Below are 25,901 nucleotides of genomic sequence, written 5' to 3'. Positions count from 1 at the left end.
GTGCCCAAAGTTCCACGCGTGCTGTCGTGCCGCTACCTCCAGTTCGTCGTAGCGGACCTGCCGTGTCATCTGGTCCGAGTTCCCTATTGAATGGAGGTGTTGAAGCCGTACAGAGCGTCTCGGAGGGGCCGGATGTGGCGTGTGTTTTGGGTACCCAGGACAAGGGCTGAAGTGCCGACGAGAGTCCCGGAGCTGAAGGGCTGGAGCGATCTGCGGGAGCGCGAGAGTTCGGTTCAGATCCGGCCGGGTGATCCGATCCTCCTGGCTCCGGACTACCGGGTCGACGAGCTGACGACCTTGTACTTCAGCAGTCAGCCGTTCGCCGGGCACACCCCGGAGACGAAGCGGAACTACGCCACCGACCTGTGTCTGTTCTTCAACTTCCTGTGGGCGCACGGCGAGTTGTGGACCCAGGCCACTGCCGTCGATCTGGACGACTACCGGTACTGGCGGCAGGAGGCCACGGAGAATCCGCAGCGCGTCGGCGGCGCGAAGTGGAACCGTGAGCTGGCCGCGTTGTCGGGGCTGTACACATGGGCGGCCCGCCCTGGCAACGCCTTCGTCGCGGTGAATCCGGTGGAGACCCGCAGCCTGACGCTCCGCAGCGGCGCGGTCGCGGCCGTCCCGGTCCAGCGGGCGAAGGACTACCGCAGCAGCAACGTGCACTGGCTGACGCCGCGGGCTTTTCGCCGGTGGGTCGATGTGGGGTTGCGAGGCCGCACCCGCGATGGCCTGCCCTCTGCCGGTTGGAGAGGGCGGCTGGAGGCGCGGAACGTGGCCTTCGCCCGGCTGCTCTACGGGTCGGGGCTGCGCAGGTCGGAAGGTGCTTCGCTGCTGACGTTCGAGGTGCCGGAGTTGCGCCTGGAGGGCGGGCGCTACCTGGTGGGTCGGGTTGCGGCGGCTGTGACGCGGTCGAAGAAGCCGCGTACGTACTACGTGCCGGCCGAGGTGGTCGGGCAGATCGAAAGCTACGTGGAATCCGCCCGGGCCCGCGCCGTGCGTGCTGCCCAGGCCGTCGGCCGCTACGACCAGATCACTGAGATGCGCCTGGTAGTGCGGGTCACCAACGGGCCGCGGAGGATCGTCCACTGGTGCGACCGGGACGGGGTGCGCGGGCGGACGGAGCTGAATGCGGCTTCGGTGAGTGAGCGGACGACCTTCTACATCGAGGGCGGCGGGGGCCCGGAGCCGTTGTGGCTGTGGCTGAACGAGCAGGGACTGCCGTTCTTGCCACATTCGTGGGAAGGCGTCTTCACCGCGGCGAACGACCGGTGCCGCACCGTCCTGGCGGGCGGCAGGCGCGAACATGCGGCGGTGCGCGGAGTGGTGGAGGCGCCCTATCTGACGCCGCATGGATGTCGTCACAGCTTTGCCCTCTACATGTTGGTGATCTTGCATTACTTGATGGACGAGCGGTTCGGGCTGACCCCGCAGGAGCGTCGCGATTACCGGCTTCTGTACGGCGATGCCTGGGGGATGGTGCAGATGCTGCTGGGCCATGCCAGCCGGGAGACGACGGTGGAGCACTACCTCGCGCCCGTCGCTGACCTGCAGTTGAGATCACTGTTGGCCATCGCTCCGGCGGCTCAGGCGGTGCCAGTGGCCGGGTCGCTGGACGGGGTGTTCGCCCGGCTGGCCCGGGAGGCCGAAGGCATCCAGGACATCGATGACCGGATGGCTGCGTCGTGAGCGGCCGGGGTCGCCGGGCCGCGCTTCCGCCGACCGGGTCGGTGCCCACCCGCCCGCCGGTGCTGCACGCCGGCACGCTGGTGGTCGAGCACCGTGACGGTGATGGCAAGCTCGTGCGGTACGACTTCGCCGTCCTGCCGGGTGCGAAGCCGTTGAAGCGGTCGCTGGCCGAAGTGTTCGCCGCGCGCTGTACCCGCTCCGGAGGCTGGACGTCGCACAAGACCAGCGAGCAGGCGTGGTGGGCGGTGCGCCAGTTCGTGACCTGGCTGGCGGCCCAGGACGATGCGCCGAAGGATCTGGAGGGGCTGACCGCGAGTACCTGGAAGCGGTGGCGGCTGAGTCGGCCGTCCGGACCAGGCGGCCGAGCCCAGCTGAAACTTATGGCGTCACTGCTGAGGGAGCATCCACGGGTTCCGCTCGCGGCGCGGGAGGCGATAGCCGAACGGATCGGCAAGGCCAAGCCGGTGGAGCAGTCCTTCTCCCAGGCAGAGTTCGCGCGGCTGACCGCAACGGCCCGCCGTGTCTTCCGGACGGCGTATCTTCGGATCACGCAGAACGCTCGCACGCTGGTGGCCTGGCGCCGTGGCGAGCTTGACGAGGGATGCCAGCCGTGGTTGCTCGGCGAAGAGCTCGATCACCTCGCCCGCCACGGTGATCTCGGCCAGGCACCAGGCAGTGCTGCGAGCACGATCCGGCGCCGGCGCGCTGCCTCGGGTGTCGACAACATGCGCCAGTTCCGGCAGAGGCTGTTTCTGACGGGCCATGAGGCCACCGCCCTGGCGGCCTTGCTGACCGTTGAGTACGGCTTCAACCTGTCCACCATCTCCCGCCTGCGCGTGCCTCGGGCGAGTTCGGACGGGGGCGAGGACGGCCACCTGGTCTGGCGGCTGGAGCTTGAGAAGCCGCGCCGCGGTGCGGGCCGGCACTTCGAGACCCGCAACCTTGCGGACTTCGGCGCCAACTCGCCAGGCCGTCTGATCACCCAGGCCCTCGAAGCCACGCAGTTCGCCCGAGCCCTGCTGGCAGAGCAGCACCCGGAGGTGGACCGGCTGATGGTCTGGCGAGCAACCGTTCAAAATCCCTCCCGGGTGACTGCCTCGTACGGAGAAGCCTTCGGCGTCCTGCGGGTGGGAGTGACCCCCGTCATGGGCAAGAGGTGGGCCCAGGCGGAGAAGCTGGCCAGCTCGCCGTTCCGGCGCGGCCGGCGCACCAGCAACGTCCACCTGCGGCGCGAGCCCGGGCAGAACACCCAGGACACCCACGATTCGATCTACGTGCTGCCGGATGTGCGGATGCAGGAGCAGGCGATCGAGAGCATCGCCGCCGGCGTCGGTGACGCACTGGCCAGCGCTCGCCGCGCGGTGTTGTCCGCTCGTCTTCGGCCCGAGGCCGATGCCGGGGATGTTCCGACCGTGACTGCGGACTGCCATGACATCGATCACAGCCAGTTCACCGCCCCGGGCACGGCCTGCACCGCATCGTTTCTGCTCTGCCTGGCCTGCACCAATGCCCGCATTCACCCCGGGCACCATCCGCGCCTCGCGCACCTGCACCATTGCCTGGAGCAGCTGTCCAGCGTGCTGGATCCGGCCCGCTGGGCGTCGCGCTGGCAGCAGACCCACGAGCGCCTGGAAGACCTCAGAGCCAGGCTCGGCACGGCGGTGTGGGACCAGGCTCTGGACACCGTCACCGAAGCCGACCGTGACCTGGTCGATCTGTTGCTGAAGGGAGACTTCGACCGATGACCGCCGCCGCGCTGCAGGCGCACCGCTCCGAGCGGTCGGCGCCTTGCGCTGACGATCCCTTCGTCACCGACACCTGGGTCGTCGCCGGCCATACCGGTGCGATCGCCCATTACGGCGACGCGGTGTGGCCGTTGGCCCCGCTGACCGACAACCCCAGCGCGTTCGGCTACAGCATCTGGTGGGAGCCCTTCCCCGCATGCCTGCGCGAGGAGTTCAGGCTGATCGCCTGGACCATGGTCAACGAGACGCTGCCCAACCTCTTCTTGCGCGAACGCCCCCGCGGGTGGCGCTCCCGCGTCAGTGTCGCCAGGATGGCGGCCACCGTGCTGGTCTGGCGTGGCCTGGCCGACTGGCTCCAGGCGCGGTCGATCACCACCCTGGCCGACCTGACTCCGCAGATGCTCGCCGACTACGCGACGGCCACGTTCACCAGTACCTCCCGCAACTACGTCGGTACGCAGCTCGGAGCCCTCACCCGGCTGTGGGCCTTCGACCAGCTCAGCCCGGATCCGCTTGGTGTCCCTGAACCTCCCTGGGAGACCCACGGCGTGGATGACTACTTGCCCCCTGCCAGCCCGCAGGGCGAGAACGTCACCGACGCGGTCGCCGCGGACACCATGGGGCCGCTGCTGGTCTGGGCTATCCGTATGGTCGATGGCCTCGCCGACGACATCCTGGACGCCTGGGCGGAACGGCGTCGCCTGCACGCGAGCATCAACCCCGGCCCGGGCACTCCCGGCACCGCTGCGGCGGTCACCGCCTTCATCGACGACCTCATCCGTCGGGGACGGCCACTTCCCTCGACCTGGGTGCGCGGTGCCGTCGGCGTCGCGCCCGCCTACGTGGCCGCGCTCACCGGCGCCACGATCCCACAAGCCCACTACCGCCTGCGCAAGCCCGCCGTGCTGGACTACCTCGCCCTCAACGCCGGCCCGTGCCGGCTGGACACCAAGCTGACCGGCAAGGTCGAAGGCCGCCCTTGGCGCGAGTACATCGACTACCACGAGGCCGCCACCCTCGTGCGACACCTGGGAACCGCCTGCTTCATCGTGATCGCCTACCTCACCGGAATGCGGCCCGGCGAAGTCCTCGGCCTGCGCAGCGGCTGCTGCCCACCGCCGCGGTCGGGCCGGCACCTGATCTACGGGCACACCTTCAAAACCGCCCAGGACGAGCGCGGCCATCACGTCCCTGCCGGTGTGATGCGCGAGGTCCCCTGGGTGGCGATCAAGCCCGTCGTCAACGCCATCCGCGTCCTGGAACGTCTCGTCCCCAGCGGCAGCCTGCTCTTCGACCACGGTGTCCACGGACAGCGTGCTGCGGCGGGCACCGGCTCGCTGAACACGGAGACGATCAACACCCGCATCGAGGACTTCATCACCTGGGTCAACAGCGAGGCCATCCGCCTGGACCTGCCCGAGCACACCATCCCACCGGACCCGTACGGAGCCATCGGCGCCAGCCGCCTTCGCCGCACCCTGGCCTGGCACATCGCCCGACGCCCCGGCGGACTCGTCGCACTCGCCATCCAGTACGGCCATCTGCGCACCGCCATCAGCGGCAACTACGCCTCCCGCAGCCGCGACGGCATCCACGACCTCCTCGACGTCGAAACCGCCCTGGCGACCATCGACACCGTCACCAGTCTCCAAGACGACCTCGACCACGGCGGCGGCATCTCCGGCCCCGCGGCCCGACGTGCCATCCACGCCGCCGCCCAGGCCCACCGCTTCCAGGGCGTCACCATCACCGCCCGCACCGCCCGCGACGTCCTGCAGAACCCAAACCTGGCCGTCTACGACAACCCCCACGCCCTGCTGATGTGCGTCTACAAGCCCGACAAAGCCCTCTGCCGACGCGATACCACCACCAAAACTCCCACACTGGACGACTGCGTGAGTACCTGCGCGAACATCGCACGCACCGACCACCAAGCCGAACAACTCCGCCGACGCGCCGACGAACTCGACACCAAGGCCGTGCACGTCCCCGACCCGCTCGCCGAACGACTGCGGCGAAGCGCAGCCGCCCTGCGCCACGCCGCCGACCGCCACGACGCCACCCGCATCACGAACGAAAGCAGCTGACCGGTGCTCCCAGCCCTGGACGAACGCGACCGCATCCGTGCCGCCATGGACCGCATCTTGTCCGGCACGCCACAGCACTCGAACGGCGCACTGACGATCGTCGCCCTCGCCACCGAAGCCGACGTCCCCCGAAACGCTCTCACCCAGCGCCACCTGGACCTGAAGAACGAGTTCTACGCCAAGGTCAAAGAGCGGGGACAACCCACGGACGTCGAGCTCCGGCTTCGCAAGCAGGTCGTCAAACTCAAGACCCTGCGGCAGAAGGACCAAGCCGAACTGACCGCGCTCCGCCAGGACGTCGAGGCCCTGGTGCGCGTCGTGAACCAACTCACCACGGAGAACCGACGATACCGACAGCAGCTGACTGCTCCGGACAACGTCGTGCGGCTTCTGCCCACCCAGCCACAGCCCCCAGCGCCGTGACGGGACAGGCAGGCCCCGACCTATCCGAGCCGCCTCGGCAGCTGAGGTCATGCCGCTCGGGTCCCAGACTGTAGGGTCCGCTACTTCGTCAGCGCTGGCTCCTGCAGAAATGCCGAAATCCGGGCACGATGAGCATCGACGGTGTCGGTGGATGGTGAGCAATTGATGGCGCCTTCGTGGCCGAGCTGGTGACAACGAGTGAGGCATCCATCGTCTTGAGGATCCCCGGTTTCGCTAACCGGGGATCCTCGGCTATGTAGGACGGCAGTGCGGTCTCGGAATGGGAGCCGCGCTTCGCGCGATGCTGCCATTGCGGAGGCCATGGGCGGCGGGGCCGCTGGGCTGTGGCGCGGGACGGGACCGGCAGCACCAGACGGCATCTCGCTCCGGAGCCAGGATCCGGGCTGACCTGCCGATGCCGATCCAGAGCGTCGCCCGCGTGCACTTGCCGCCACGTCGGCGAAGGGGTTGGCCAGCAGTTTTCACTTCTCCGTACATCGGGCGGCAGCGTGGATCCGTGGTTGGCCGATGTGTGGCGGGATAGGTGGCCGCTCACCATTCGGGTTCTCTCCGGCCACCGCGGAGACCGGAGGGAAGGCGACGTGGGCTCCCGCCCCGGGTGGGAGGTCAGTTGTCAGTGAGCGTTTCGCCGTGGCGGAGCCAGGGGCGGGCGAGGGTGATCAGGGCGAGTGCGGCGAGGGCGACGGCGATGAGCATGATGAGGGCCATGGGGGTGGAGCTGGTTTCGCCGAAGAGGCCGACGAGGGGGGAGGCGAGGGCGCCGAAGAGGAATTGGAGTCCGCCGAGGAGGGCGGAGGCGGCTCCGGGGGCGGTGCGGCCGAGGGCCTGGCCGAGGGTGGTGGCGGCGGGGAAGATCAGTCCGACGCCGAGGAGGGTGACGAAGAGGCTGGCCCAGGTGCCGGCGAGGGTTTCACCGGCTGTGCCGAGGATGGCCAGCTGGCCGGTCACCCCGAGGCCGCATATGGCGACGCCCGTGGTCAGCATGGTATTGAGGCTGATCTTCCGGGAGAGCCTGCTGAAGGCGAAGCCCGCGATCAGCATGCCGACGGCGTTGGTGGCGAAGATCAGGGAGTAGGCCGTGGACGAGACACCGTGCAGGTGCTCGAAGACGAAGCTGGACCCGCTGATGTAGGCGAACAGCGCGGCCGAGGTGAGGCCGAGGACGAGGACGTACCCCATGAACGCGCGCCGACGGCACAGGCCGCCCATGGTGCGGAATGTGTTCGCCAGCCCCTGTGACTGCCGCTTCCGCGGGGGCAGGGTCTCGGGGACCTTGGCCAGCACTGCCACGGTGAGCAGGGCGCCGGCCAGGGCGAGGGCGACGAAGATGCCGCGCCAGGTGGTCACGCTGAGGATGGCGCCGCCGAGGACGGGGGCGGCCACCGGGGAGATGCCCAGGACCTGGGCGAGCAGGGCGAAGTAGCGGGGGACCTCGGGGCCGTCGAAGCGGTCGCTGAGGACGGCGCGGGCGAGGACCATGCCGGTGGCGGCCGCGACGCCCTGGAGCAGGCGCAGGATCAGGAGCGTCTGGACGTTCGGTGCGAGGGCGCAGGCCAGGGACAGGGCGGCGAAGGCGGCGGTGCCGCCGATGAGGAGTCTGCGCCGGCCCATCGTGTCGCTGAGGGGGCCGATGACCAGCTGTCCGGCGACCAGGCCGGCGAGGAAGGTGGTCATGGTCAGCTGGATCGCCGTGCTGTTTGCGTGCAGGGCGGCTCCCATGGCGGGGAAGCCGGGCACGTACATGTCGGTGGCCAGCGGTGCCACGGCGCTGAGGGCGCCGAGGACGGCGATCAGGGCGGCGCTGCGGCCTGCGGGGGCGGCCGTGCCGGGGGTGCTGTTTGTGGTTCGGGTCGGGGATACCATGGAAAAACCGTAACCAATACATAACCAGTTAAGCAATTGGAGGTCCGGTGCACGCGCACTCGGACAGGGTCCGCGGCCAGTGGGCGGCGAACAACCCTGGGCTGGACACGTCCTCGATGGAGATCGTCACGCTCATCAAGCGGTGCGCGTCGTTGCTGGACCGCGCGGTGGAGCCGCTCGTCGAGGGCGCCCCGCTGACGTTGCAGGAGCTGGATTTCCTGGTGCCGCTGCGGTACGAGGAAGAGCCGGTGATCGCGCGCCGGCTCGCCGAGGACCTGGGGCTGACCCAGGCGGCGGTGAGCAAGGCGCTGGCGAAGCTGGAGCGGCGGAGGCTGATCGAGCGTGCGCCCAATCCGGCCGACCGGCGTGCGTCGCTGGTGACCATCACCGAGGAGGGCAAGCGCCTGATGGACTCGCTCTTCCCCCGGCGCCTGACGGTGGAGGCCGAGATGTTCCATGCGCTGGGCGGCGCCCGCGCCGAGGTGCTCGAGGCACTGGAGCGTCTCGCCGAGGTGATGGGCGATCACGTCGAGAAGACGGCCGGCGACCGCCGGCGCTGAAGGGCCCCCGCGCGCTCACCGGGCGGTGCGGGGCTGCCCGCCGGCTGTACGGGCAGCCGGCGGGCAGCGATGTCCGGATGTTCAGCTGAAGAGCGCCTCAGTGTTGGCGCGCAAGGCCTTGGTGATGCCGTCCTCACCGAGGGCGGTGGTGGCCGCTTCGAGGCGTCCGGCCCAGGCGAGGACTTCCGGCAGCGGGGTGAAGGGCCAGTCGCTGCCGTAGTGGAGACGGGCCGGGTCGGCGACGTTCAGCAGCGCCGGCAGCATCTCGGGCAGGGGCATGCCCGCCAGGTCGAAGTGGAGCGTGCGCAGGGCGTTGCGCATCGGCTGCTGGTGTTCCTTGCCGGCCGTGCGCGCGCCGATGACGTCGACGCGCGAGGCGACGGCGGGCAGGACGGCACCGGCGTGCGGGACGATCACGCGGAGGCCGGGGTGACGCTCCAGTACACCGGAGAGCACCATGTCGGTCACCGTCCGGGTGGTGTCGAAGAGGAACTCCAGCATGGGCCGCGGATACGGCAGGGCCGGGGCATGCCCGGTACAGGGGGCGGCGGGGCTGGTGGGATGCAGGAACAACACGGCGTTGCGACGGCCGAGTTCGGTATAGACCGGCTCCAATTGCTCGTTACCCAGGTAGAGGCCGTCGAAGTTGGTCTCGAAGACCACGCCGTCGGCGCCGAGCTCGTCGAAGGCGTACGCGATCTCTGCCAGGGCTCCGTCGATGTCGGGCAGCGGCGTCGAGGCGAAGAAGGCGAACCGGCCCGGGTGGGCGCGCGCGAGCCGCGCGGCCTCCTCGTTGACCCGCCGGGCCAGAACACGGGCCGCGGCCGCGTCGCCGAAGTGGACTCCGGGGGAGGAGATCGACAGATACGCCTTGGCGATCCCGGCCTCGTCGAGCATCCGCAGGGCGGAGGTCTCGTCCCAGCCGGGGATGCCCCAGATGCCGTCGGGGCGGGAGTGCCCGTTGTCGATCAGCGCCTGGCGGTAGAAGTCGGGCAGGAAGTGGTGATGGACGTCGATCTTCGTCACGTGGTCACGCTCCCTCGCCGTCGAAGACGACTCGGCCGCTTCGGATCACCTGGTGGACACGGCCGATGGCGGTGATGTCCTGCGTCGGGTCGCCGGAGACGATCAGCAGGTCGGCGCTCTTGCCCGGCTCGACGGTGCCCAGGCGGTCGGCGATGCCGAGCAGCTCGGCATTGGTCTTCGTCGCCATGGACAGGGCTGCGGGGGCCGGGATGCCCTGGTCGTGGACCATCATCACCAGCTCGTCGCGCAGCTTCCAGCCGTGCAGCCCCGGGGAGTGCGCGTCCGAGCCGACCCCGAGCCGTACGCCCGCCTCGTAGGCGCGGCGGACCAGATGGTTGCCGTAACGCAGGGTGCGGGCGTCCCCGTCGGCGGCCGCCTCGAACTGGTGGGCCACCATGGTGGGTACGAGGTAGGTGCCGCGGTCGGCCATCAGGGCGAACAGCGCCTCGGCGGCGGCCTCGTCCTGCGGCTCCTCCGCGCGCAGCACCAGGTGCTCGATGTCGTCGACACCGCGCTCGACCGCCGTCCTGGCGTCCTCGACGGTCTCGGTGTGGGCAGCGACCCGCAGCCCACGGGCGTGGGCGGCATCGGCGATGGCCTCGGTGAGGTGCCAGGGCATCTTCAGTTCGGGGCGGGCCGGGCCGAAGATCGCGTTGTTCGAAATGATGATCTTGACGAGGTCGACGCCCGCGGCGGCGAGCTCGTCGACCATGCGCTCCGCTTCTCCGGCCGTCTTCGGCATGCGTGCGCCTTCCCGCACGGCTGCCGGCTCGCTGCCCCAGACGGTGGCGTTGGGGTGCCCGCCCTCGACCTGGAAGCTCGGCCCGCTGGTCACGACGCGGGCCCCGGCCAGGGTGCCGTTCTCGATGCCGTCCCGCACGGCGATGCTGTCGTGGAGGAAGTCGCCCAGGCTGCGCTGGGTGGTGACCCCGTACCGCAAGGCCCCTTCCCGAGCGGCGGCGTAGTCGTCGGTGGCGGCCCGGCCACCGAACGGCGGCGTGCTCCGAAAGCCCAGTCCTCCCAGGTGCACATGGGCGTCGATCAGCCCCGGAAGGACCGCCTTGCCCTCCAGGTCGACCACCGTCGCGTGGGGAGGGACCGGTGCGCCGGTCCCGGCGGCGGCGATCCGGCCGCCGGAGACGACGACGGTCGCGCCGTCGATCACGGGGCCGCCGGTGCCGTCGATCAGCAGAGCGTTGGTGAGCGCGAGGCTCGGTTCGTGCTGGTTCATGCCATCGAGTCTTCTGCCGCACCAGCCATAAAGGAAATCAATGATCCATATGGATATATCAGCCTGGTTGATAGTCTTGGGGTGTGGCCCGTCCTGATCTCAACCTGCTCATCGCCCTGCAGGCCCTGCTCGAGGAGCGGCACGTCAGCCGCGCGGCCGAGCGGATCGGGGTCAGCCAGCCGGCGGCCAGCGCGATGCTCGCACGCCTGCGCCGGCACTTCGGCGATGACCTGCTCGTACGCGAGGGCAACCGCTACCGCCTCACCCCCCTCGGACAACAACTGCAGGAACAGACCGGCAGCGTCCTGCAGCTCTCCGACCGGCTCTTCGCCACCAAATCCCACTTCGACCCCGCCACCACCGAGCGGGAGTTCACCCTCCACGTCTCCGACTACGCCATGGCCGTCATCGGCCCCCGGCTCCTGACCACCTTCCAGGAGCGGGCACCGCACGCCCGGCTGCGGTTCCGCCAGTTCGCCACTCCCGAAGCCATGCACGACGAAGCCGGCGCCTCCGCAGCGGACGGGCTGATCGCGCCCCGGGACAGCGGCGTGAGCGGACTGCCGAGCCTGGCGCTCTTCGCCGACGAATGGGTTGTCATCGCCGACCGGCACCACCCCCTCACCCGCGCCGCACCCGGTGCGGACGACATCGGCGGACTGCGGTGGGTGCTGGGGCAGTTCGAGCCGCGCGACTCCCGCTTCATGCTGCACCGCCTCGCCGAAAGCGGCCTCCAGCTGAAGCCCGAAGCGGTCACCGACAGCTTCCTGGCCTTGCCCCTGTACGTGGCCGGCACCGACCGCGTCGCCGTCGTTCAGCGACGCCTGACCAGGGCCGTCCCCCTCCCGCCGTCCCTGCGCGTGCTCCCCTGTCCCTTCGACGCCGGGCCGATCAACGAGGCCCTGTGGTGGCACCCCGTCCACACCCACGACACCGGCCACCGCTGGTTCCGCACCCTCGTTCACGACACCGCCCGCCAACTCGAAGCGGAAGAGCCCCTCGTCGGCTGAGGCGGGTCGGGGCCGGTGTCAGCCCTTGGGCATGAAGGGGGCCGCGTAGCGGTCGCCGAAGGCGCCGTTCGGCAGGATCTCCTTGATCCGGGCGAGGTCGTGGCCGGTGAGCGTGACGCCGGTGGCGCCGATGTTCTCCGCCAGACGCTCGGGGCTGCGCGTGCCGGGGATGGGGACGATGTCGTCGCCCTGCGCGAGCAGCCAGGCAAGGGCGAGCTGGGCGGTGGTGATGCCCTTGGACGAGGCCAGCTCGGTGAGGGCGGCGACGGCTTGGGCGTTGGCGTCGAAGTTCTCGCCCTGCCAGCGCGGGTCGAGGCGGCGCCAGTCGTCCGCGGTGTACTGGTCGGCCGGCTTCATCGCTCCGGTGAGGAACCCGCGTCCCAGCGGGGCATAAGGCACGAACCCGATCCCGAGCTCGCGCACGACCGGCAGGACGGTGTCCTCGACGTGCCGCTCGAAGACGGAGTACTCGGTCTGCAGGACCGAGACCGGCTGCACGGCATGAGCGCGGCGGATGGTCTCGGGGCCGGCCTCGGACAGACCCAAGTAGCGGACCTTGCCTGCCTCGATCAGCTCCTTCACCGTCCCGGCGACTTCCTCGATCGGCACGTCCGGGTCGACGCGGTGCTGGTAGAGGACGTCGATGTGATCGGTGCCGAGGTAGCGCAGGCTGTTGTCGGCGACCTTGCGGATGTTGTCGGGCCGGCTGTTGAGACCGCCGGGGCTGGCGAGGTCGTAGCCGAACTTGGTGGCCAGCACCACCTCGTCGCGGAAGCCCTTGACGGCCTCACCGAGCAGCCGCTCGTTCGATCCGGTGCCGCCACCGTAGACCTCGGCGGTGTCGAACAGGGTCACCCCCAGGTCGAACGCGCGGCGGATGGTGGTGATGTTCTCCTCGCGGTTGCTGGGGCCGTAGAACATCGTCATCCCCATCGTGCCCAGCCCCAGGGCGGAAGTGGTCAGGCCCTGGCGGCCGAGAACGCGCTTGTGCATGGTCATCTGTGGTGCCTTCCGGATGTCTTCGTCGATGGACGTGGTGGAGTCGGGCAGTGGTCAGTGGGAGGGGTAGCGGACCTGGGTGAGCTGCTCGGAGACCGACCACAGCTGACGGGCGACGTCCAGGTCCTGGGCGGCCTTGTCGGGCTGGACGACGGCGGGGTGGCCCCGGTACTCGCCGAAGCCGTCCGGGCCGATGAACTGGCCGCCCTGCACCCCGGGTGCGGTGGCCGCGTAGAGCTGGTTCCAGGCGCCCTTCTCCACGCGCTGGGCCATCAGCGGATTGGCGAGCTTGGAGAAGAAGAACCGCAGGAAGCCGGTCGGGCCGCTGGACTGCAGGTTGGTGCTCGCGTAGCCCGGATGGGCCAGGACGCTGGTCACCGTCGATCCGGTCGCGCGCAGCCGCCGGTCGAGTTCCAGGCCGAACAGGGTGTTGGCGAGCTTGGACTGGGAGTAGTAGGCGCGCGGGGCGTAGCCGCGTTCGCCGTGCAGGTCGTCGAAGAAGATGGTGCCGCCGCGGTGCTCGACAGAGCTGACCGTCACCACGCGGGCGTCGCGGCCCTGGGCGGCGGACTTCTCCAGATGGCCCAGCAACAGGCCGGTGAGCGCGAAGTGGCCGAGGTGGTTGGTGGCGAACTGCAGCTCGTAGCCCTGCGGCGTGAGCCGGTGCGGGGGCCACATGACGCCCGCGTTGTTCACCAGGACGTCCACCGGCAGGCCGTCGTCGAGGATCTTCTGTGCGAAGGCGGTCACCGAGTCCAGGTCGGACAGGTCCAGCAGGCGCAGCTCGACGCTCGCCCTCGGCTGCTCGGCCAGGAGCCGCTCCACGGCGGCGGTGCCGCGGTTACGGTCCCGGGCGGTCATCACGACGTGGGCGCCGTGGCGGGCCAGCTCTCGGGCCGTCTGGAAACCCAGACCGCTGTTGGCCCCGGTCACGACAGCCGTCCGGCCCTTCTGGTCGGGGATGCGGGCGCTGGTCCACTTGGCCATGGGATGAAGCTCCTCAGCAGTGCTCGACGGCTGCAAAGCACCGTCTACGTGCGAAAACACCGGTCCGGGAGGAGGTCTCCCAGCGGCTGTCTCCCAGCCTGCTGCAGGCACGAAGAGGTATCCACGGTGCGTTTATCGTCGGTCCGGCAGTACGTGGATAACCGGAGGCGGACGTATCAAGCTGGTCATGTCAGCGACTGCGAGCCGGCCCCGCCCCGATCTGCTCGCAGTGCCCGCCGTACCGCCAGGGAGCACCGAAGATGACCGACCGCCGAGAGCTGGGCCGCTTCCTGCGCGCCCGCCGCGAGGCCCTGCGCCCCGCCGACGTCGGCCTCATCCCCGGCGGACGGCGCCGCACCCCCGGCCTGCGCCGCGAGGAAGTGGCCATGCTGGCGAACATCTCCACCGACTACTACGAACGCCTCGAACAGGCACGCGGAGTCAACCCCTCCGAAGCCCTGATCGGCGCCCTCGCCCGCGCCCTGCGCCTGTCCACCGACGAACGCGACCACCTCTACGCCGTCGCCGGCTACCAGCCCCCACAACACCACTCCGCCGACGGCTACGCCGACCCCGGGTTGATGCACATCGTCGACGCCCTCACCGACACCCCCGCGCAGATTGTCGACGAGCTCGGCACGGTGATCGTGCAGAACGCCGCGGCCGTCGCCCTGCTGGGACCGCTGGCCAACCGTCCGGGCCGGGAGGGCAACGGCGCCTGGCTCTGGTTCACCCACCCCAGCGGCCGCGGTCTGTACCCACAGGAAGACCACGCGTCACTGGGCCGCGTCATCGTCGCCGACCTGCGCGCGGCCGTCTACCGCCACGGCCCCCACCCAGCCGGCGAGCAACTCGTCAACGACCTGCTCGAGCGCAGCGAGGAGTTTTCCGCCATCTGGGAACTGGGTGAGGTCGCCACCGTCCGCTCCGCCCGCAAGACCCTCCTCCACCCGCACGTCGGCCGCCTCGACCTGCAATGCGACGTCGTCCTGAGCCCCAGCACCGGCAACCGCCTCTTCCTCTACCGGCCCCAGCCCGGCACCGACGCCGCCGAACGCCTGGAATTCCTCCGCGTCCTCGGCCACCAGACCTTCACCACCTGACACCACCCGCCCAGCCCAGCCCGCCCAGGCACCCCGGACAGGCGCCGACGAGGGCCGGAATGCGCCCAAGGCGGCGGTCCGGACTCCTTCGCACCACCGAGCGGGAGCGTCCGTCAGCCTCGGCGGCCGCCACCCGACCCGCCCTTGATCACCTGAGCAGGAGGATCCCGTGTCACAACCGCTGCCACAGGAGCCCGACCACCAGCACGAGAGCGCAGAAGATGCCGCGCACATCATGCGCGGCATCGCCCGCCGGATGACCCCGCCGGTCGGAGCAGCCTTCACCAGCCACCTGCTCTACACCCTGGGCCTGATGCGGATCGTCGGCGAGGCCGAGGGGGCAGCCGCCGTCGACCGCGCCGGCACCGGAAAGATCCACCGCAGCGGACAAGCCCGCGCCGACGACACGATCGCCTACTTCCAGCACTGGGTCCGGCACGGTGCGGCAAGCCCGCAGGCCGCCGCATCGATCGACCGGGTCCAGCGCATGCACGTCCACTACGCCCGCAGCTACCCCTTCTCCCACGAAACGTACGTTCACGGCATCGCACTGTTCACTCTTCTGTCAGACGAGATCCTCACCCTCGCCGGCATCAACGCCTTCACCGACAGGGAGAAAGCCGCTCAGGTCCAGCACTGGCGCGCCATCGGCGCCCGTATGAACATCCGCGACCTGCCCACCACCTGGACCGGCATGCAGCAGGCCCTCCGCGACTACGAACAATCCCCCCAGTGGTACCGCCCAACCCCCGCCGGACGACGCAGCGCCGAAGCCCTCATCCACCAGTTCAACCACCGCTGGCTCCCCCGCCCCCTACACCGGCTCGGCCGCGCCGTCCTGCTCTCCCTCCACCACGACCACGTCCTTGCCGCCATCGGGCAGGACCCACCGCCCGCCTACCTGGTCCGCCTGACCCGCCGTGCGCTCCGCATCGCGTACGCAGCGCAGATACGGCTGGCAACCCGTTGACGAAGGTCATGCAGCATCACCTGGTGTCCGCGCAACGTCACAGTTGCTTGCTGTCCATCCTGAGGTAGCGGTAGGTCGTGCGCGGGGTGAATTCGAACTCTTGATCTATCTGGTGGACGGTGTAGTCGCCGGCGAGCAATCCCTGCAGTCCTTCGTCCCGATCTCCCTGGGCGTCCCCACCCTGACCGTGGACACCTCGGACGGCTACCAGCCCGGCGTCCAGGACATCATCGCCTTTCTCCGGGCGTCCGCCGATGAAGGGGCATCACCGGCGCCGACGTCAGGGAACGCATAGCTACCCGAGTAGTGCGCCTGCCCATGGGCAGACCGGACCCGTCTCCACGGCACCGACTCGACGAAATCCGCCACCCGCAGATGCCGGAACGGCACGTCCCGCACCGCCCCGCTCTCGTATCGGATCGACGCCGTGGGCACCCTTCGGGTACGACGAGCGCTGCCCGTACTCCGTACAACCATGCGTGGACGGTACGAAGGACGGGCAGCACAGGTCAGGCGAAGCCCAGAAGTGCTCCCGAGATCACTACGGACCGAGCTCGTTGCTAAGAGAGTCCCGGGGATTTGCTACGACACTGCTAACGAAACGCCGTCATTGCTAGCGGAGTCGCGGATCCTACACAAACTGTTCCGCCCGCAGCTCGCGCTCGGCGAGACCCACCAGCCAGGCGTGCCGGCGGGCGTCGAACTCCACCTGGTCCCGATACGTACTTTGCGAGCTCCACTGCTGATCGTGTGACCTCCGGTGGTACACAACGTCGCCGAGCATGAGGCCGTCACTGCGGCCACAGACGCCGAGGGCGAACTTGTAGTCCTCTCCCTTGTGGAGACCGCCGTGGCCGACCGCGCGCGCCAGGCGGGTATCGGTCAGCAGCATGCAGTGGCCGATAGGTGGCTTGCTGGCCATCGGGTCCGGCCAGAACGTCCAGACGTCGCCGGCCGCATGTCGCCCAACAGGAGTCGGGCACATCCAGGTCGTCAGGCTTCCGGACTCGGCGTGCCAGTCGGCTGACCGACCCGCGACCCAGTGCAGACCCGTGCTGATTGCGTGCTCGTTACGGATGGCCAACGACAGCGGCGGCAGCCGGTCGTCGTCATCCGCAAAGGCCACGCGGGGAGCCCGTACGTAGTTCAACGCCGTGTTGCGCGCGGGCGCTGGGCCCGGGCCCGGCCGCGAGACCACGCTCACGCGCGGGTCCTTAGTGATCACCGACGGGATCAAGTCCGGGTCGGCCTCCGGACCGTTGGGAGCGACGATCCACTCCCAGGTCACGCCTTCTTGGGCAAGGAGGCTCTCATAGAGCTCTTCCAGGAAGGGCAACCGGTTCGGCCGCAGGCCGGTAGGGGTGATCACGGCAACAGCCGGTTCGTTGGGGGTATGCATCAAGGGGACTCCAGACTGAGAGCGGGCGGGGAGGGTCAAGCGAGTTGGCTGGAGGCCCAACATGCTGAACTTGACAGGGAACCTGCATGTTTGCGGTACCGGTACACCGGCACGGGCAGTAGGACGCCGGGGGAGAGGGTCGTGACGCCGAGAGCAGCGACGTAGTCCTCGCCTTGGACGAGCCCGCCCATCGGAGCTGCGCGCATCAGTTCGGTACGAGCCAGGATCGTTGTCGGACCGATGGGGATGGTGTCCGCCGGATCCTTCCAGTACGTCCACACACTGCCGGGGTTGTGCCGCCCGGGTGGGGTGGGGCACTTCCACAGGGTGGTCGTGCCGTCGGGGTGAAGGTCTTCGCTGTATCCGGCGGCCCAGCCGACGTCTTCCGCCTTCAGTGCCTGAAGCCGAACGGCCATCGCTGTGTCGTGGAACTCATCGTCGTCGTCAGCCCAGTTGCAGAACTCGGTGCGTACTTCGTTGAGGGCGAGGTTGCGGGCGCACGCGGCTCCGACGGAGCGTGGCAGCTCCAGGGTGCGCACCCGCGGATCGTGGGCGAGTGGAGCGGGCAGCCGGGCGGGGTCGGCTCCGTCGATCGCGATCACGGCCTCCCAGGGGACGGACTGCCGGGTGAGGCTGGCGTGCATGGCGGCCAGGTACTCCAGTCGGTCTTCTCGTAGCTGGGTGGCGATGACGACGGTGATCTCGGCGCGTTCGGACACGGGGCGGGGGTTCTCCAGGTGACGGGGGGTAAGGGTGGGGGTCAGCGGCGTACGGAGATGCGGACGACGCTCGTAGTGGTGACCGACTTGGCGGGGTTCGCCGGTGGCTGGGCGGTGCGGGGTGGCGCTGTGGCCGGTATGGGGCCGTCGGGCGTCCACAGGGCGTAGTTGTCGCTGAAGCGGGCGCGGGGGTCGGTCTTCCAGCCGACGACGGGTCCGCGGGTTTCGTAGCGGTGGACGACCTCGATGCCGTGTGGGCGGAGGATGTATCCCCAGTCCAGGCCGGAGGCGGAGGTTTCGGCGACGGTCATGCGCTCGGGCGGCGATCCGTCGGGGGTGATGAGGTCGTCCAGCTCGCTGCTGGGGTAGTTATCGCCGCCGGTCAGCGCGTGGCGCAAGGGCTCGGGGGCGCCGTCGAGCAGGTCGGTACCCAGCTCGGACCAGCCGACGGCCACGTTGTCGATCAAGTGCTGGGCCATGGTCTCCAGGTCGCCGGCGAAGCGGTGCCGGAAGGCCGTGAGGAGGAGGGGGAGGTGGTGGCTGGGGTAGCCGTCCCAGTGGACGTAGATGCCGGTGAACCCGGTGTCGGTAGGGCGGGCGATGAAGGAGCGCGTGGCCAGGGGGTCCTCCGGGATGAGTCGAGGAAGAGCGGCTGCCCTTACGACGGCGGTCGGCAACCAGCCTGTGTTCCAAGGGGCTTCTGGGGCGACTCAGTGCATGCGGGCGTCGGTGTCGAAGAGCCTGCTCTCGTGTGGGTGGAGGAGGTGCTGGACGATGAAGGACCGTCCCGCGACCTTCCACAGACCGCGGCCCCGGTTGAGGTGGGCGATGGCTTCGGTCTCGACGGAGGTGAGGCCGAGCAGGGTGGCTGCGGCGTGGAGCTGGTCGGTTTCCTGCCGGTAGACGATGCGGGTGGAGCAGTCGGCCAGCAGGCCCTCGGCGAGGGCTCGGCCGCGGGATCCGGCGTCGCCGGCGGTGAGCAGGTCGGACAGGCGGTGGATGACCATCAGGTTGGCGATGCCCAGGCCGCGGGAGAGTTTCCACTGGGACTGCATGCGCTGGAGGAGGCCGGGGTGGCGCATGAGGCGCCAGGCTTCGTCGTAGACGATCCATCGGCGTCCGCCGCGAGGGTCGGTGAGGGCGGATTCCATCCAGGCGGAGGCGCAGGTCATGGCGAGGACGAGGGCGGTGTCGTCGCCGGAGCCGCCCAGGCGGGAGAGGTCGATGGTCAGCATCGGCGAGTTCGGGTCGAACCGCACGGTGGAGGGTGCGTCGAACATGCCGGCGAGGTCGCCGTGGACCATGCGGCGCAGGGCGTGGGCGAGGTCGCGGGCGGCGTCGCCGAGGTGCCCGGACATGCTGCCGCCAGCGGTGTCGAGGGCGGCGGGGTTGTTGAGGGTGGCGGCGATGTCGCCGAGCAGCGGGGTGTGGCCGGTGGCCGCGGCGTGGGTGACGACGGCGTCGAGGGCGACGTCGAGAGCGGTGTGCTCCATCGGCATCAAGTCCCGTCCGAGAACGGTACGGGCCAGGGAGCCGAGGAGCAGCAGGCGGCGTTTGCGGATCTCGCTCGCCCAGTCGGCCTCGGAGACGCTGTTGGGGCGAGGAGCGGCGTCGAGGGGGTTGAGTTTGCCGGGCAGGCCGGGGCCGAGCGCGATGGAGGTGCCGCCCAGCGCGGTGGCGACCGGCGTCCATTCGCCCTTGGGGTCGCATGGTACGTAGACCCGGTAGCCGAAGGCCACCGACCGCAGGGCGAAGGACTTCGCGAGTGCGGACTTGCCTTGGCCGATGACGCCTGCGAGCAGGACGTTGGGGTTGGTGAACCCTTCGATCTTGCCGTAGAGGGCGAACGGGTCGAAGCAGAAGCTGGCCTCGGCGTGGACGTCGCGGCCGATGTAGATGCCTTCGGCGCCGAGGCCGCCTTCGGCGAGGAAGGGGTAGGCCCCGGAGGCGGTGGCGGTGGTCATGCGGTGGGCGGGCAGCTTGAGCTTGGCGCCCCGGGCTGAGGCCGGTCCCGGACGTCCGCTGGGCGGGTAGAGGGGAGTGTGCGCTTCCTGCTCGGCGGGCTCCTGCCCGGGCGGATGGGCGGCGGCTTCGGCGCGGGCTTTGGCAGCGGCTTCGGCGAGCTGGCGGCGGGCGGCCTTACGGGCTGCGCGGTCGGTGCCGTGCGGGGTGAACAGGGGGGAGGCCGAGGCGCGACGGGCGCGGCGGGCGGGCCGGTGGGTCATCGGTGGTGCTCGATTCGGCGGTGCCCGCTCATGAGGCGCCGGGGATGGTGGGGCGGGGGAGCGGGGTGTTGAGGTCGGTGGGGGTGGTCTTGCGGCGGACGGCGTGGCCGGCGGAGAGGTGGCGCTGGCAGATGGTCAGCACCGGCGGTCCCTCCGGCAGATGCTCGGGCTGGCATTCGCTGTCCGCGTTGCCGTTGGGCGCCGGGGGCAGCAGGTGGAAGGCGTCGTGCACGGCGGCGGTGGCTTGCCACAGCCGGGCGTGCGCCGTGGCGAGGTGGCGGCCTGCTGCGGGGTGCGGGGGCCGGGTGGCGTCGGCGAGGCGGTCGAGCAGCTGGTGCAGCGCGGTGAGGTGCGCGTGCAGCACGTCGAGCTGGACGCGGTCGGCCGGGGCCGGCGCTGCCTGGCTGAGCAAGCGGCCGTGGTGGCGGATGCCGGCGGTGGCGGCGCGCAGGTAGGGGTGCGTATCGGCGGAGGAGGCAGAGGTCAAAGGAGCAGGATCCTTCCTGCCGACAGGCAGGTGCGGGTTACAGGGCGGTGCGGGCCAGGGGCAGGGCGCTCATGGTCAGGGCGTCGGGCTGCTGGAAGTCGAGTCTTCGCAGGTCGACCTGGGCGGTGACGGCGGCGGTTTCGATCTGGGCGCAGGCGGCGTCCAGCAGGGCGTCGGTTTCCGCGGAGACGGTGAGCAGGCCGGTCAGGGCGACGTCGGCGTGGCCGGCGATGAGCTGGCGTTCGCGGGTCTTGACGTCGGCGTACTCGATGGAGTCGGCTTCGGAGTCGACCTGGCCGCGGCGGGTGCGCTCGTTGGCGTCGGCGATGATGGCGGCCTTCTTGCGCTGGACGTCACGCAGGGCCGACTCGAGCCCCTGGGGCACATATATAAGGGACAGGCTGCGTCGGACTCCGGCGGTGAACATCAGCCCGTGCAGGAAGCCGGCGTTCGTTTCGGTCCGTGGCCAGTTCTCGATCCAGTACGTGGCGTGGCGGGCGGAGTCGGTGATCACCCGGTCGGACTCTTCGACCTGGACCACGGGCCCTGCGGCTGCCGGGTCGGCTTCGGCCCGGCCGGAGTCCGACCACTGCTGCAACTTGGAGAGCGCCTTGGGGTCGTAGGCGGTGCGGATGACGGCGGCGATCTCACGAGCGGTGAGCCAGCCGGTCACCATCAGCCCGGCGCTGCGGGCGGCCTGGGCGACCGAGGCGGTGGTCTGCTCCATCACGGTGAACGCGCCGGGCAGTCCGCCGCCGGCCTGGCTGATGAGCCGCTTGGCGGCCTTCATGTCCAAAGAGATCGCCAGGTACGCCTCATGCGGAGCGGCGGCCGGGCCCGCAGAGGCGACGAGGTCGGCGTAGACCTGCCCGGCCACGGGGGTCTCGGGTCGCCCCTGCTGGGCCCAGTGCCGGGCGAGGGTGTCGCCGGAGTCGGGCACGGTGCGCTCCAGGACCTGCACGGTGGCGACATGTCCGGTGCGGGAGATACCGGCCAGGGCACGGCCCCAGGACTGGACGTTGTGGTTCTGGGTGGCGGGGTCCAGGAGGGCGAACGCCCGGGAGGAGACGCGGGCGACGGCGGTGAGCGTCTGGTGGTGCGGGTCATGCACGGCGGCGGCGCCGTTGGCCGAGTCGCCGGGGGTAACCACCCGGAGCGAAGCGGTGGTTCCGGGCAGGTGGAGCAGGCCGTCCTGGCGGGGGCGGGAGACCGGCCGAGCCAGCCACAGGGTCTGGCCGGTACGCCGGCGGTGGGCGTAGCGCGCGACGATCGGTGCCCAGTCGATCAGCGACCGGCCGCGTCGGCGGATCGCGACCAGGGCCGCGCTCGCCACCCAGAGCGGGGTCAGAATGATCGCGCCGACCAGCCCGGTGCTCACCACGGTGACCAGCAGCAGCGCCAGGGTGCACGAGACGAGGACGAGCTGGGGCAGGGACAGGCCGAGCAGGATGCCCCGCCGGGATCTGTGGGGGAATTTGACCGTGAGGGGGGTGGTGGAGAGATCAGTCATGGGCTGTTCCGGGAGGCGCGGGGCGGTGGCCGGGGACGGGACGCACAGTGTGGTGCTGGGCGCGTCCCGCCCCCGGCGATGGGACGGGCGAGGGATCAGAAGCCGGTGGGTGCCGGCGGCGGGGACGCGGGTCCGTTCGCCGCTCCCGCGTTCGGCGCGGGCGGGGCGCCTTGCGGCGGGGGCGTCGCGCCGGTCGGCGGGACGGACATCCATCCGCCGCCCTGGCCGGACGCGGCTGCGGATCCCGGTCCGCCCTGGCCGCCTCCGCCTTGGCCGGGGCCGCCGCCGAACTGGCCGCTGGTGTCGTCGGTCGGACGGGTCGGCGGGGGCTGGACGGCGTTCTCCAGGCCGCTCTTCAGGCCGTCGCCGCCGGAGGAGCCACCGGATCCGCCCTGGCCACCACTGCTGGTGGGGGCAATGTCACCGGGGAAGCCGCCGGGGATGGCATCGGGGCCCTGGGGCGCTGCGGCGCCGGCGGCACCTGCTCCAGCGGCAGCGCCGCCGGTTCCGGCCGCGGCAGCCGCCTGGGCACCCTTGCGGGCAGCGCGTTCGGCGTGCTGCTTAGCGAGCTGGGCACCGGCGCCACCGGCCCGGTGGATGTCCTCGCCGTTGGTGCCTTCAGCGGCCCAGTGAACGAACTTGAAGGTGGCGTACGGGCAGAGCAGCACCAGGATCATGATGACGATGCCGGACATGACGTCGGCGAGCGCGCCGAGGCCGTCCTTGGCGTCGGTCTTGCCCATGGCGGAGATGCCGAGGAGGAAGACCACGGTCATCAGCAGCTTGCTGGCGATGAGCGTGGCGGTGGCTTCGATCCACCCCGCCGCCAGCGCCGGGCGACTTCCCAGCCGCCGCCTGCTCCGGCGAACACGGCGAGGGTGACCATGACGAGGATGCCGACCTTGCGGACCATCATCACGCACCAGTACAGGAAGGCCCCGACTGCGGCTCCGATGCCGCAGAAGGCGCACACCAGCCAGCCCAGCGGTCCGAGGGCACCGAGTTGGGAGACCTTGACCATGCGCCGCACGGCATCGGACAGCGAGGATTCCGCGGCCTTGAACAGCCCGTCGGACAGTGCGTCGACGACTTCGATGGCGACGGTGGTGGCGGCGACGGCGGAGAAAGCGAACAGGACACCGGACATGGTGCCGGTGAACGCTTGCCCCAGGGCCTGGCCGTCGCGTTTGACCGCGGCCCGGATGAGCTGGGCGCAGAACGTGGCCACCAGCAGCACGAGGCCGATCGGCAAGATCAGTTCGTAGTTGCTGCGGAACCAGCCGGCGCCCAGGTCGACCTGGGTGGTCTTGTTGACGGCCTCGGCCGCGAGGTCGGCCGCCGCGGCAGCCAGCTCGCCGGTGGATTTGGCGATCCAGTTGCCGATGCCTTCGGTGATGGCCTTGCCCGGGTCGGAGGCGAAGTTGATGGCGTCGGCTGCGGCGCAGACCTGCCCTGCGAGGGGGATGGAACAGAAGTCCACTGAAACGTTTCCTCCTTTCTTGGATCAGCGGTCCGTCACGGGGCGACGCGGGGCGCGATGGAGACCAGGGAACAGTCGTGCGAGGGTCGGCATTGTGCGGCGAGGGTGACTGAGCGGTCCTCGGCCCCGCCGCCGCCCTTCTTCCAGGTGATCTGCTGCTTGCCGGTGACGGTGACGGCGTAGATGTACGCCTCGTTGATCGCGGACGGGTTGTCGGCCAGGGCCTGCTTGAACGCCGACGGGTAGCGGGCGTCGGTGATCTTCGTGGTGGCGTACTGGGCGTTGTCGGCCATCCGTGACCACAGCACCGGGTCGGGGACCTGGGCGGAGAGGGAGGACCAGTCGGTGTACTTGGTCTCCTTGGTCATCCACGCGTTCATGCCGGCCAGTTGCTGTTCGCGGCTGGTGGTGCGGGTGTCGTAGGACCACAGCATCACCGCGGCGGCCTTGGCGTAGGCGAGAGGGTCGGAGATCTGCGGGGGCTTGGGCACCGAGCCCGACCCGGGGTCTGGCTTGGGTGCTGCCTCGGACGGGGAAGCGCTGCTCGGGGAGATGGCGGTGCTGCCGTCGTGGTCCGGGGCACTGCTGCCGGTGGCCCACGCGGCCAGGCCCGCGACCGCGAGCAGGACGGTCAGCACGAGCGCGCCGGCGAGGATACGGCCCTTGGCCGACCAGGTGGCGCCGTAGCTGGAGAGGGCGGAGAGGGGCGAGGGGAAGCGCGGCATCAGTGGACCTGCGACCCCAGCGCGGAGAAGAACGCGACGATGCCGTTGGCCGCGCCCAGGCCGAGGGCGGCGCCAGCTGCGACAACCGCGCCCTTCTTGCCGTTGGCCTCGGCCTGGTGGCCGCCGGTGTGGTGGCCCCAGGCCCACACGCCGAGCGAGACGGCCAGCGCGCCGACCACGGCGACGATGCCGAAGAGGTTGATCGAGCTGACCACGTTCTTCAGCACCGACAGGCCGGGCAGGCCGCCCTCCTTGGGTGCGACGCCCGGGTCGTAGGCGAGGTAGACAACGCGGTCTGCGAGAGACGGGGGTATGGCGGAACTCCTTGCAGACGCGGGCAGGTTGCAGCCCGCGGTGAGGGGGAGAAGTGGAGGGGGCGGCGGCGCCCGGGGGAGACCGCCGGGCGCTGGTGCGAAGGCCGGGCGGCGGCGGGAGGCGCGTCAGAGCACGCGGCGGGCGGCGAGGGTGTCCCAGTCCTTGACCGGCTGGATCCGGACGGGCTTGGTCGTGCGCGGCGCTTCGATCACGAGGCCCGCGCCCATGTACATGCCGACGTGCTCGGGGACGGCGGCGCTGCCGCGGGTGAACAGCAGGTCACCTGGCTGCAGACTCTTGGGCGAGACGGGCTTGCCCTCGTTGACCTGGGTGTAGGTGGTACGGCTGAGCTGGACGCCGGCGTGGGCGTACGCCTGCTGCATCAGCGAGCTGCAATCGCACCGGCCCATCGGGTCGGGCCCGTGCGAGTTGGTGCACTCGCCGCCCCACTGGTACATCGTCCCGAGCTGGTGCATCGCCCACTCGATGACCTTACGGGCCTTGGGGTTTGCGTCCTTGGGGATCGTGTAGCCCTTGGGAACGGAGCCTTCGGGGATGGGGCCGTAGCCGGATCCGTCGTCGCCGGGCTTGCAGCCTCCGCCGGAGCTCGGGGCAGGCGCGTCCTTCTTGTCCTTGGCGTCCTTGCCGGCGGTGGCGTCCTTGCCGCCGCCCGGGAGCGTTTTGACGATGGCCTGCTGCAACGCGCGGGCCAGCGGCTCCCACTGGGCGTACGCGTCGGGGAATCCGGACGCCTGGACGGCCTGAGCGGCCTGGGTGACGGTCATCTGCTGCCAGCCGTGCACCTCGAGCAGGGCCTTGTAGAACCGGGTGCTCGCGTGGACGGGGTCGCGAACCTGCTCCGGGGTACCCCACCCCTGGCTGGGGCGCTGCTGGAACAGCCCGAGAGAATCGAGGTCGCCGTAGTTCAAGTTGCGGATCCGCGATTCCTGCATCGCGGTGGCGAGGGCGACGATCTGCCCGAGTTCGGGCACCTTCAAGGAGATGCCGGTGGCCGTGATCGTCTTCGCGTTCGGGATCTGCTCCGCGGGCAGCTCCAGGCCCTCGACGTGGACGTCCTTGGTCGAGCCCTTGCCGCCGAGGATCGAGGCCACCTGCTTGGCGACGGCATCGGTGTCGATGTCCGCACCGGTGGTGCAGTTCGCGGACTGGGATTGAGAGCCGCCGGATCCGGCCGCGGCGGTCGCTGCGGCGCCGGCGAGGAGGAGAGGGGAGAGGCAGACGACGCCGAGGACGGCGGCTATGCCCTTCAACCCGCTCCGCCTCCCGGCGGGCGCTGGTGACGCGGTGGCCGTCTTTCAGGCAGGGG

General features: G+C 70.2%; 23 protein-coding genes and 1 pseudogene. 9 read left to right on the top strand and 15 right to left on the bottom strand.

The annotated features are described in order from the left end of the window. Positions 1-171: 171 nt before the first annotated feature. From LUZ64_RS19645 to LUZ64_RS19630, 4 genes are read left to right on the top strand one after another with little or no spacing between them, the layout of a single operon-like run. Positions 172-1,689 carry a site-specific integrase gene (locus tag LUZ64_RS19645; RefSeq protein ID WP_232398629.1) on the top strand — a complete coding sequence of 506 codons (1,518 nt, stop codon included), beginning with the start codon at positions 172-174 and terminating at the stop codon, positions 1,687-1,689. A gap of 59 nt (positions 1,690-1,748) precedes the next feature. Further along, on the top strand, positions 1,749-3,434 hold the full coding sequence (locus tag LUZ64_RS19640; protein ID WP_143593449.1) for a hypothetical protein: 1,686 nt from the start codon (positions 1,749-1,751) through the stop codon (positions 3,432-3,434). Next, positions 3,431-5,521 (top strand): integrase, encoded by a 2,091-nt coding sequence (locus LUZ64_RS19635; protein ID WP_211305174.1) that lies wholly within the window; start codon positions 3,431-3,433, stop codon positions 5,519-5,521. The genes LUZ64_RS19640 and LUZ64_RS19635 overlap by 4 nt, the downstream gene beginning before the upstream one ends. Before the next feature lie 3 nt (positions 5,522-5,524). Then, a complete protein-coding gene (locus LUZ64_RS19630) occupies positions 5,525-5,944 on the top strand; it encodes a hypothetical protein (RefSeq protein ID WP_211305175.1) in 420 nt (139 codons plus the stop codon). A gap of 627 nt (positions 5,945-6,571) precedes the next feature. Here LUZ64_RS19630 and LUZ64_RS19625 read toward each other — a convergent pair. After that, the gene (locus tag LUZ64_RS19625) at positions 6,572-7,828 is read right to left on the bottom strand and encodes a multidrug effflux MFS transporter (RefSeq protein WP_095584700.1); all 1,257 of its coding nucleotides are present in this window, start codon (positions 7,826-7,828) and stop codon (positions 6,572-6,574) included. Between the two features lie 116 nt (positions 7,829-7,944). On the opposite strand from LUZ64_RS19625, the gene LUZ64_RS19620 reads away from it, so the two are divergent. Beyond that, positions 7,945-8,388, top strand: a complete 444-nt coding sequence (locus tag LUZ64_RS19620; protein WP_095584712.1) for a MarR family winged helix-turn-helix transcriptional regulator — start codon at positions 7,945-7,947, stop codon at positions 8,386-8,388. Positions 8,389-8,469: 81 nt separating this feature from the next. Here LUZ64_RS19620 and LUZ64_RS19615 read toward each other — a convergent pair whose 3' ends face one another. Both LUZ64_RS19615 and LUZ64_RS19610 read right to left on the bottom strand, forming a co-directional pair. Further along, positions 8,470-9,414, bottom strand: coding sequence for an amidohydrolase family protein (locus tag LUZ64_RS19615; protein ID WP_095584701.1), 945 nt, complete (start codon positions 9,412-9,414; stop codon positions 8,470-8,472). 4 nt (positions 9,415-9,418) lie between these two features. Then, positions 9,419-10,645 carry an amidohydrolase family protein gene (locus LUZ64_RS19610; protein ID WP_095584702.1) on the bottom strand — a complete coding sequence of 409 codons (1,227 nt, stop codon included), beginning with the start codon at positions 10,643-10,645 and terminating at the stop codon, positions 9,419-9,421. A gap of 83 nt (positions 10,646-10,728) precedes the next feature. On the opposite strand from LUZ64_RS19610, the gene LUZ64_RS19605 reads away from it, so the two are divergent. Then, positions 10,729-11,655: a LysR family transcriptional regulator gene (locus LUZ64_RS19605; RefSeq protein ID WP_095584703.1), complete on the top strand. Its 927-nt coding sequence runs from the start codon at positions 10,729-10,731 to the stop codon at positions 11,653-11,655. 18 nt (positions 11,656-11,673) lie between these two features. Here LUZ64_RS19605 and LUZ64_RS19600 read toward each other — a convergent pair whose 3' ends face one another. Together LUZ64_RS19600 and LUZ64_RS19595 are read right to left on the bottom strand one after the other, a co-directional pair. Beyond that, the gene (locus tag LUZ64_RS19600; RefSeq protein ID WP_095584713.1) at positions 11,674-12,648 is read right to left on the bottom strand and encodes an aldo/keto reductase; all 975 of its coding nucleotides are present in this window, start codon (positions 12,646-12,648) and stop codon (positions 11,674-11,676) included. A 60-nt stretch (positions 12,649-12,708) separates the two neighbouring features. Then, a complete protein-coding gene (locus LUZ64_RS19595) occupies positions 12,709-13,641 on the bottom strand; it encodes an oxidoreductase (protein ID WP_095584704.1) in 933 nt (310 codons plus the stop codon). Positions 13,642-13,901: 260 nt separating this feature from the next. Here LUZ64_RS19595 and LUZ64_RS19590 point away from each other — a divergent pair, with 260 nt between their 5' ends. The 3 genes from LUZ64_RS19590 to LUZ64_RS19580 all read left to right on the top strand — a co-directional run bounded on the left by LUZ64_RS19590 (position 13,902) and on the right by LUZ64_RS19580 (position 16,009). Further along, positions 13,902-14,744, top strand: coding sequence for a helix-turn-helix transcriptional regulator (locus LUZ64_RS19590; protein WP_095584705.1), 843 nt, complete (start codon positions 13,902-13,904; stop codon positions 14,742-14,744). 169 nt (positions 14,745-14,913) lie between these two features. Then, a complete protein-coding gene (locus LUZ64_RS19585) occupies positions 14,914-15,714 on the top strand; it encodes an oxygenase MpaB family protein (RefSeq protein WP_143593450.1) in 801 nt (266 codons plus the stop codon). A gap of 112 nt (positions 15,715-15,826) precedes the next feature. Then, a complete protein-coding gene (locus LUZ64_RS19580; RefSeq protein WP_170116945.1) occupies positions 15,827-16,009 on the top strand; it encodes a hypothetical protein in 183 nt (60 codons plus the stop codon). A gap of 336 nt (positions 16,010-16,345) precedes the next feature. Here the strand turns inward: LUZ64_RS19580 and LUZ64_RS19575 are convergent, their stop codons facing one another. The 10 genes and pseudogenes from LUZ64_RS19575 to LUZ64_RS19530 form a co-directional block, all read right to left on the bottom strand. After that, positions 16,346-17,113, bottom strand: a complete 768-nt coding sequence (locus tag LUZ64_RS19575) for a glycosyltransferase family 2 protein (RefSeq protein ID WP_095584707.1) — start codon at positions 17,111-17,113, stop codon at positions 16,346-16,348. Between the two features lie 35 nt (positions 17,114-17,148). Continuing rightward, the gene (locus LUZ64_RS19570; RefSeq protein WP_308251776.1) at positions 17,149-17,814 is read right to left on the bottom strand and encodes a glycosyltransferase family 2 protein; all 666 of its coding nucleotides are present in this window, start codon (positions 17,812-17,814) and stop codon (positions 17,149-17,151) included. Between the two features lie 59 nt (positions 17,815-17,873). After that, a complete protein-coding gene (locus tag LUZ64_RS19565; RefSeq protein WP_232398627.1) occupies positions 17,874-18,509 on the bottom strand; it encodes a hypothetical protein in 636 nt (211 codons plus the stop codon). 33 nt (positions 18,510-18,542) lie between these two features. Next, positions 18,543-20,057, bottom strand: coding sequence for a VirB4 family type IV secretion system protein (locus LUZ64_RS19560; RefSeq protein WP_095582795.1), 1,515 nt, complete (start codon positions 20,055-20,057; stop codon positions 18,543-18,545). A 28-nt stretch (positions 20,058-20,085) separates the two neighbouring features. Continuing rightward, a complete protein-coding gene (locus LUZ64_RS19555; RefSeq protein ID WP_232398625.1) occupies positions 20,086-20,544 on the bottom strand; it encodes a DUF6238 family protein in 459 nt (152 codons plus the stop codon). A gap of 37 nt (positions 20,545-20,581) precedes the next feature. Then, positions 20,582-22,054 carry an SCO6880 family protein gene (locus tag LUZ64_RS19550; RefSeq protein ID WP_095581208.1) on the bottom strand — a complete coding sequence of 491 codons (1,473 nt, stop codon included), beginning with the start codon at positions 22,052-22,054 and terminating at the stop codon, positions 20,582-20,584. Positions 22,055-22,149: 95 nt separating this feature from the next. Then, positions 22,150-23,534: pseudogene (locus tag LUZ64_RS19545) on the bottom strand (SCO6881 family protein). 35 nt (positions 23,535-23,569) lie between these two features. Then, positions 23,570-24,259, bottom strand: a complete 690-nt coding sequence (locus LUZ64_RS19540) for a hypothetical protein (RefSeq protein WP_095581193.1) — start codon at positions 24,257-24,259, stop codon at positions 23,570-23,572. After that, the gene (locus LUZ64_RS19535; protein WP_095581194.1) at positions 24,259-24,573 is read right to left on the bottom strand and encodes a DUF6112 family protein; all 315 of its coding nucleotides are present in this window, start codon (positions 24,571-24,573) and stop codon (positions 24,259-24,261) included. Before LUZ64_RS19535 ends, LUZ64_RS19540 begins: the two co-directional genes overlap by 1 nt. A gap of 126 nt (positions 24,574-24,699) precedes the next feature. Next, on the bottom strand, positions 24,700-25,845 hold the full coding sequence (locus tag LUZ64_RS19530; RefSeq protein ID WP_095581195.1) for a C40 family peptidase: 1,146 nt from the start codon (positions 25,843-25,845) through the stop codon (positions 24,700-24,702). Positions 25,846-25,901 lie beyond the last annotated feature (56 nt).

It is taken from the genome of Streptomyces albireticuli (genome assembly GCF_021228125.1).
In the GTDB taxonomy this organism is placed as follows: domain Bacteria; phylum Actinomycetota; class Actinomycetes; order Streptomycetales; family Streptomycetaceae; genus Streptomyces; species Streptomyces albireticuli.
This window is presented reverse-complemented; position numbering and strand designations above follow the sequence as displayed.

Coding starts and splice junctions, on each gene's coding strand:
- LUZ64_RS19635 (WP_211305174.1), top strand. CDS start 3,431: ATGACCGCCGCCGCGCTGCAGGCGCACCGCTCCGAGCGGTCGGCGCCT.
- LUZ64_RS19625 (WP_095584700.1), bottom strand. CDS start 7,828: ATGGTATCCCCGACCCGAACCACAAACAGCACCCCCGGCACGGCCGCC.
- LUZ64_RS19620 (WP_095584712.1), top strand. CDS start 7,945: ATGGAGATCGTCACGCTCATCAAGCGGTGCGCGTCGTTGCTGGACCGC.
- LUZ64_RS19610 (WP_095584702.1), bottom strand. CDS start 10,645: ATGAACCAGCACGAACCGAGCCTCGCGCTCACCAACGCTCTGCTGATC.
- LUZ64_RS19600 (WP_095584713.1), bottom strand. CDS start 12,648: ATGCACAAGCGCGTTCTCGGCCGCCAGGGCCTGACCACTTCCGCCCTG.
- LUZ64_RS19595 (WP_095584704.1), bottom strand. CDS start 13,641: ATGGCCAAGTGGACCAGCGCCCGCATCCCCGACCAGAAGGGCCGGACG.
- LUZ64_RS19590 (WP_095584705.1), top strand. CDS start 13,902: ATGACCGACCGCCGAGAGCTGGGCCGCTTCCTGCGCGCCCGCCGCGAG.
- LUZ64_RS19575 (WP_095584707.1), bottom strand. CDS start 17,113: ATGCATACCCCCAACGAACCGGCTGTTGCCGTGATCACCCCTACCGGC.
- LUZ64_RS19560 (WP_095582795.1), bottom strand. CDS start 20,057: ATGACCCACCGGCCCGCCCGCCGCGCCCGTCGCGCCTCGGCCTCCCCC.
- LUZ64_RS19550 (WP_095581208.1), bottom strand. CDS start 22,054: ATGACTGATCTCTCCACCACCCCCCTCACGGTCAAATTCCCCCACAGA.
- LUZ64_RS19540 (WP_095581193.1), bottom strand. CDS start 24,259: ATGCCGCGCTTCCCCTCGCCCCTCTCCGCCCTCTCCAGCTACGGCGCC.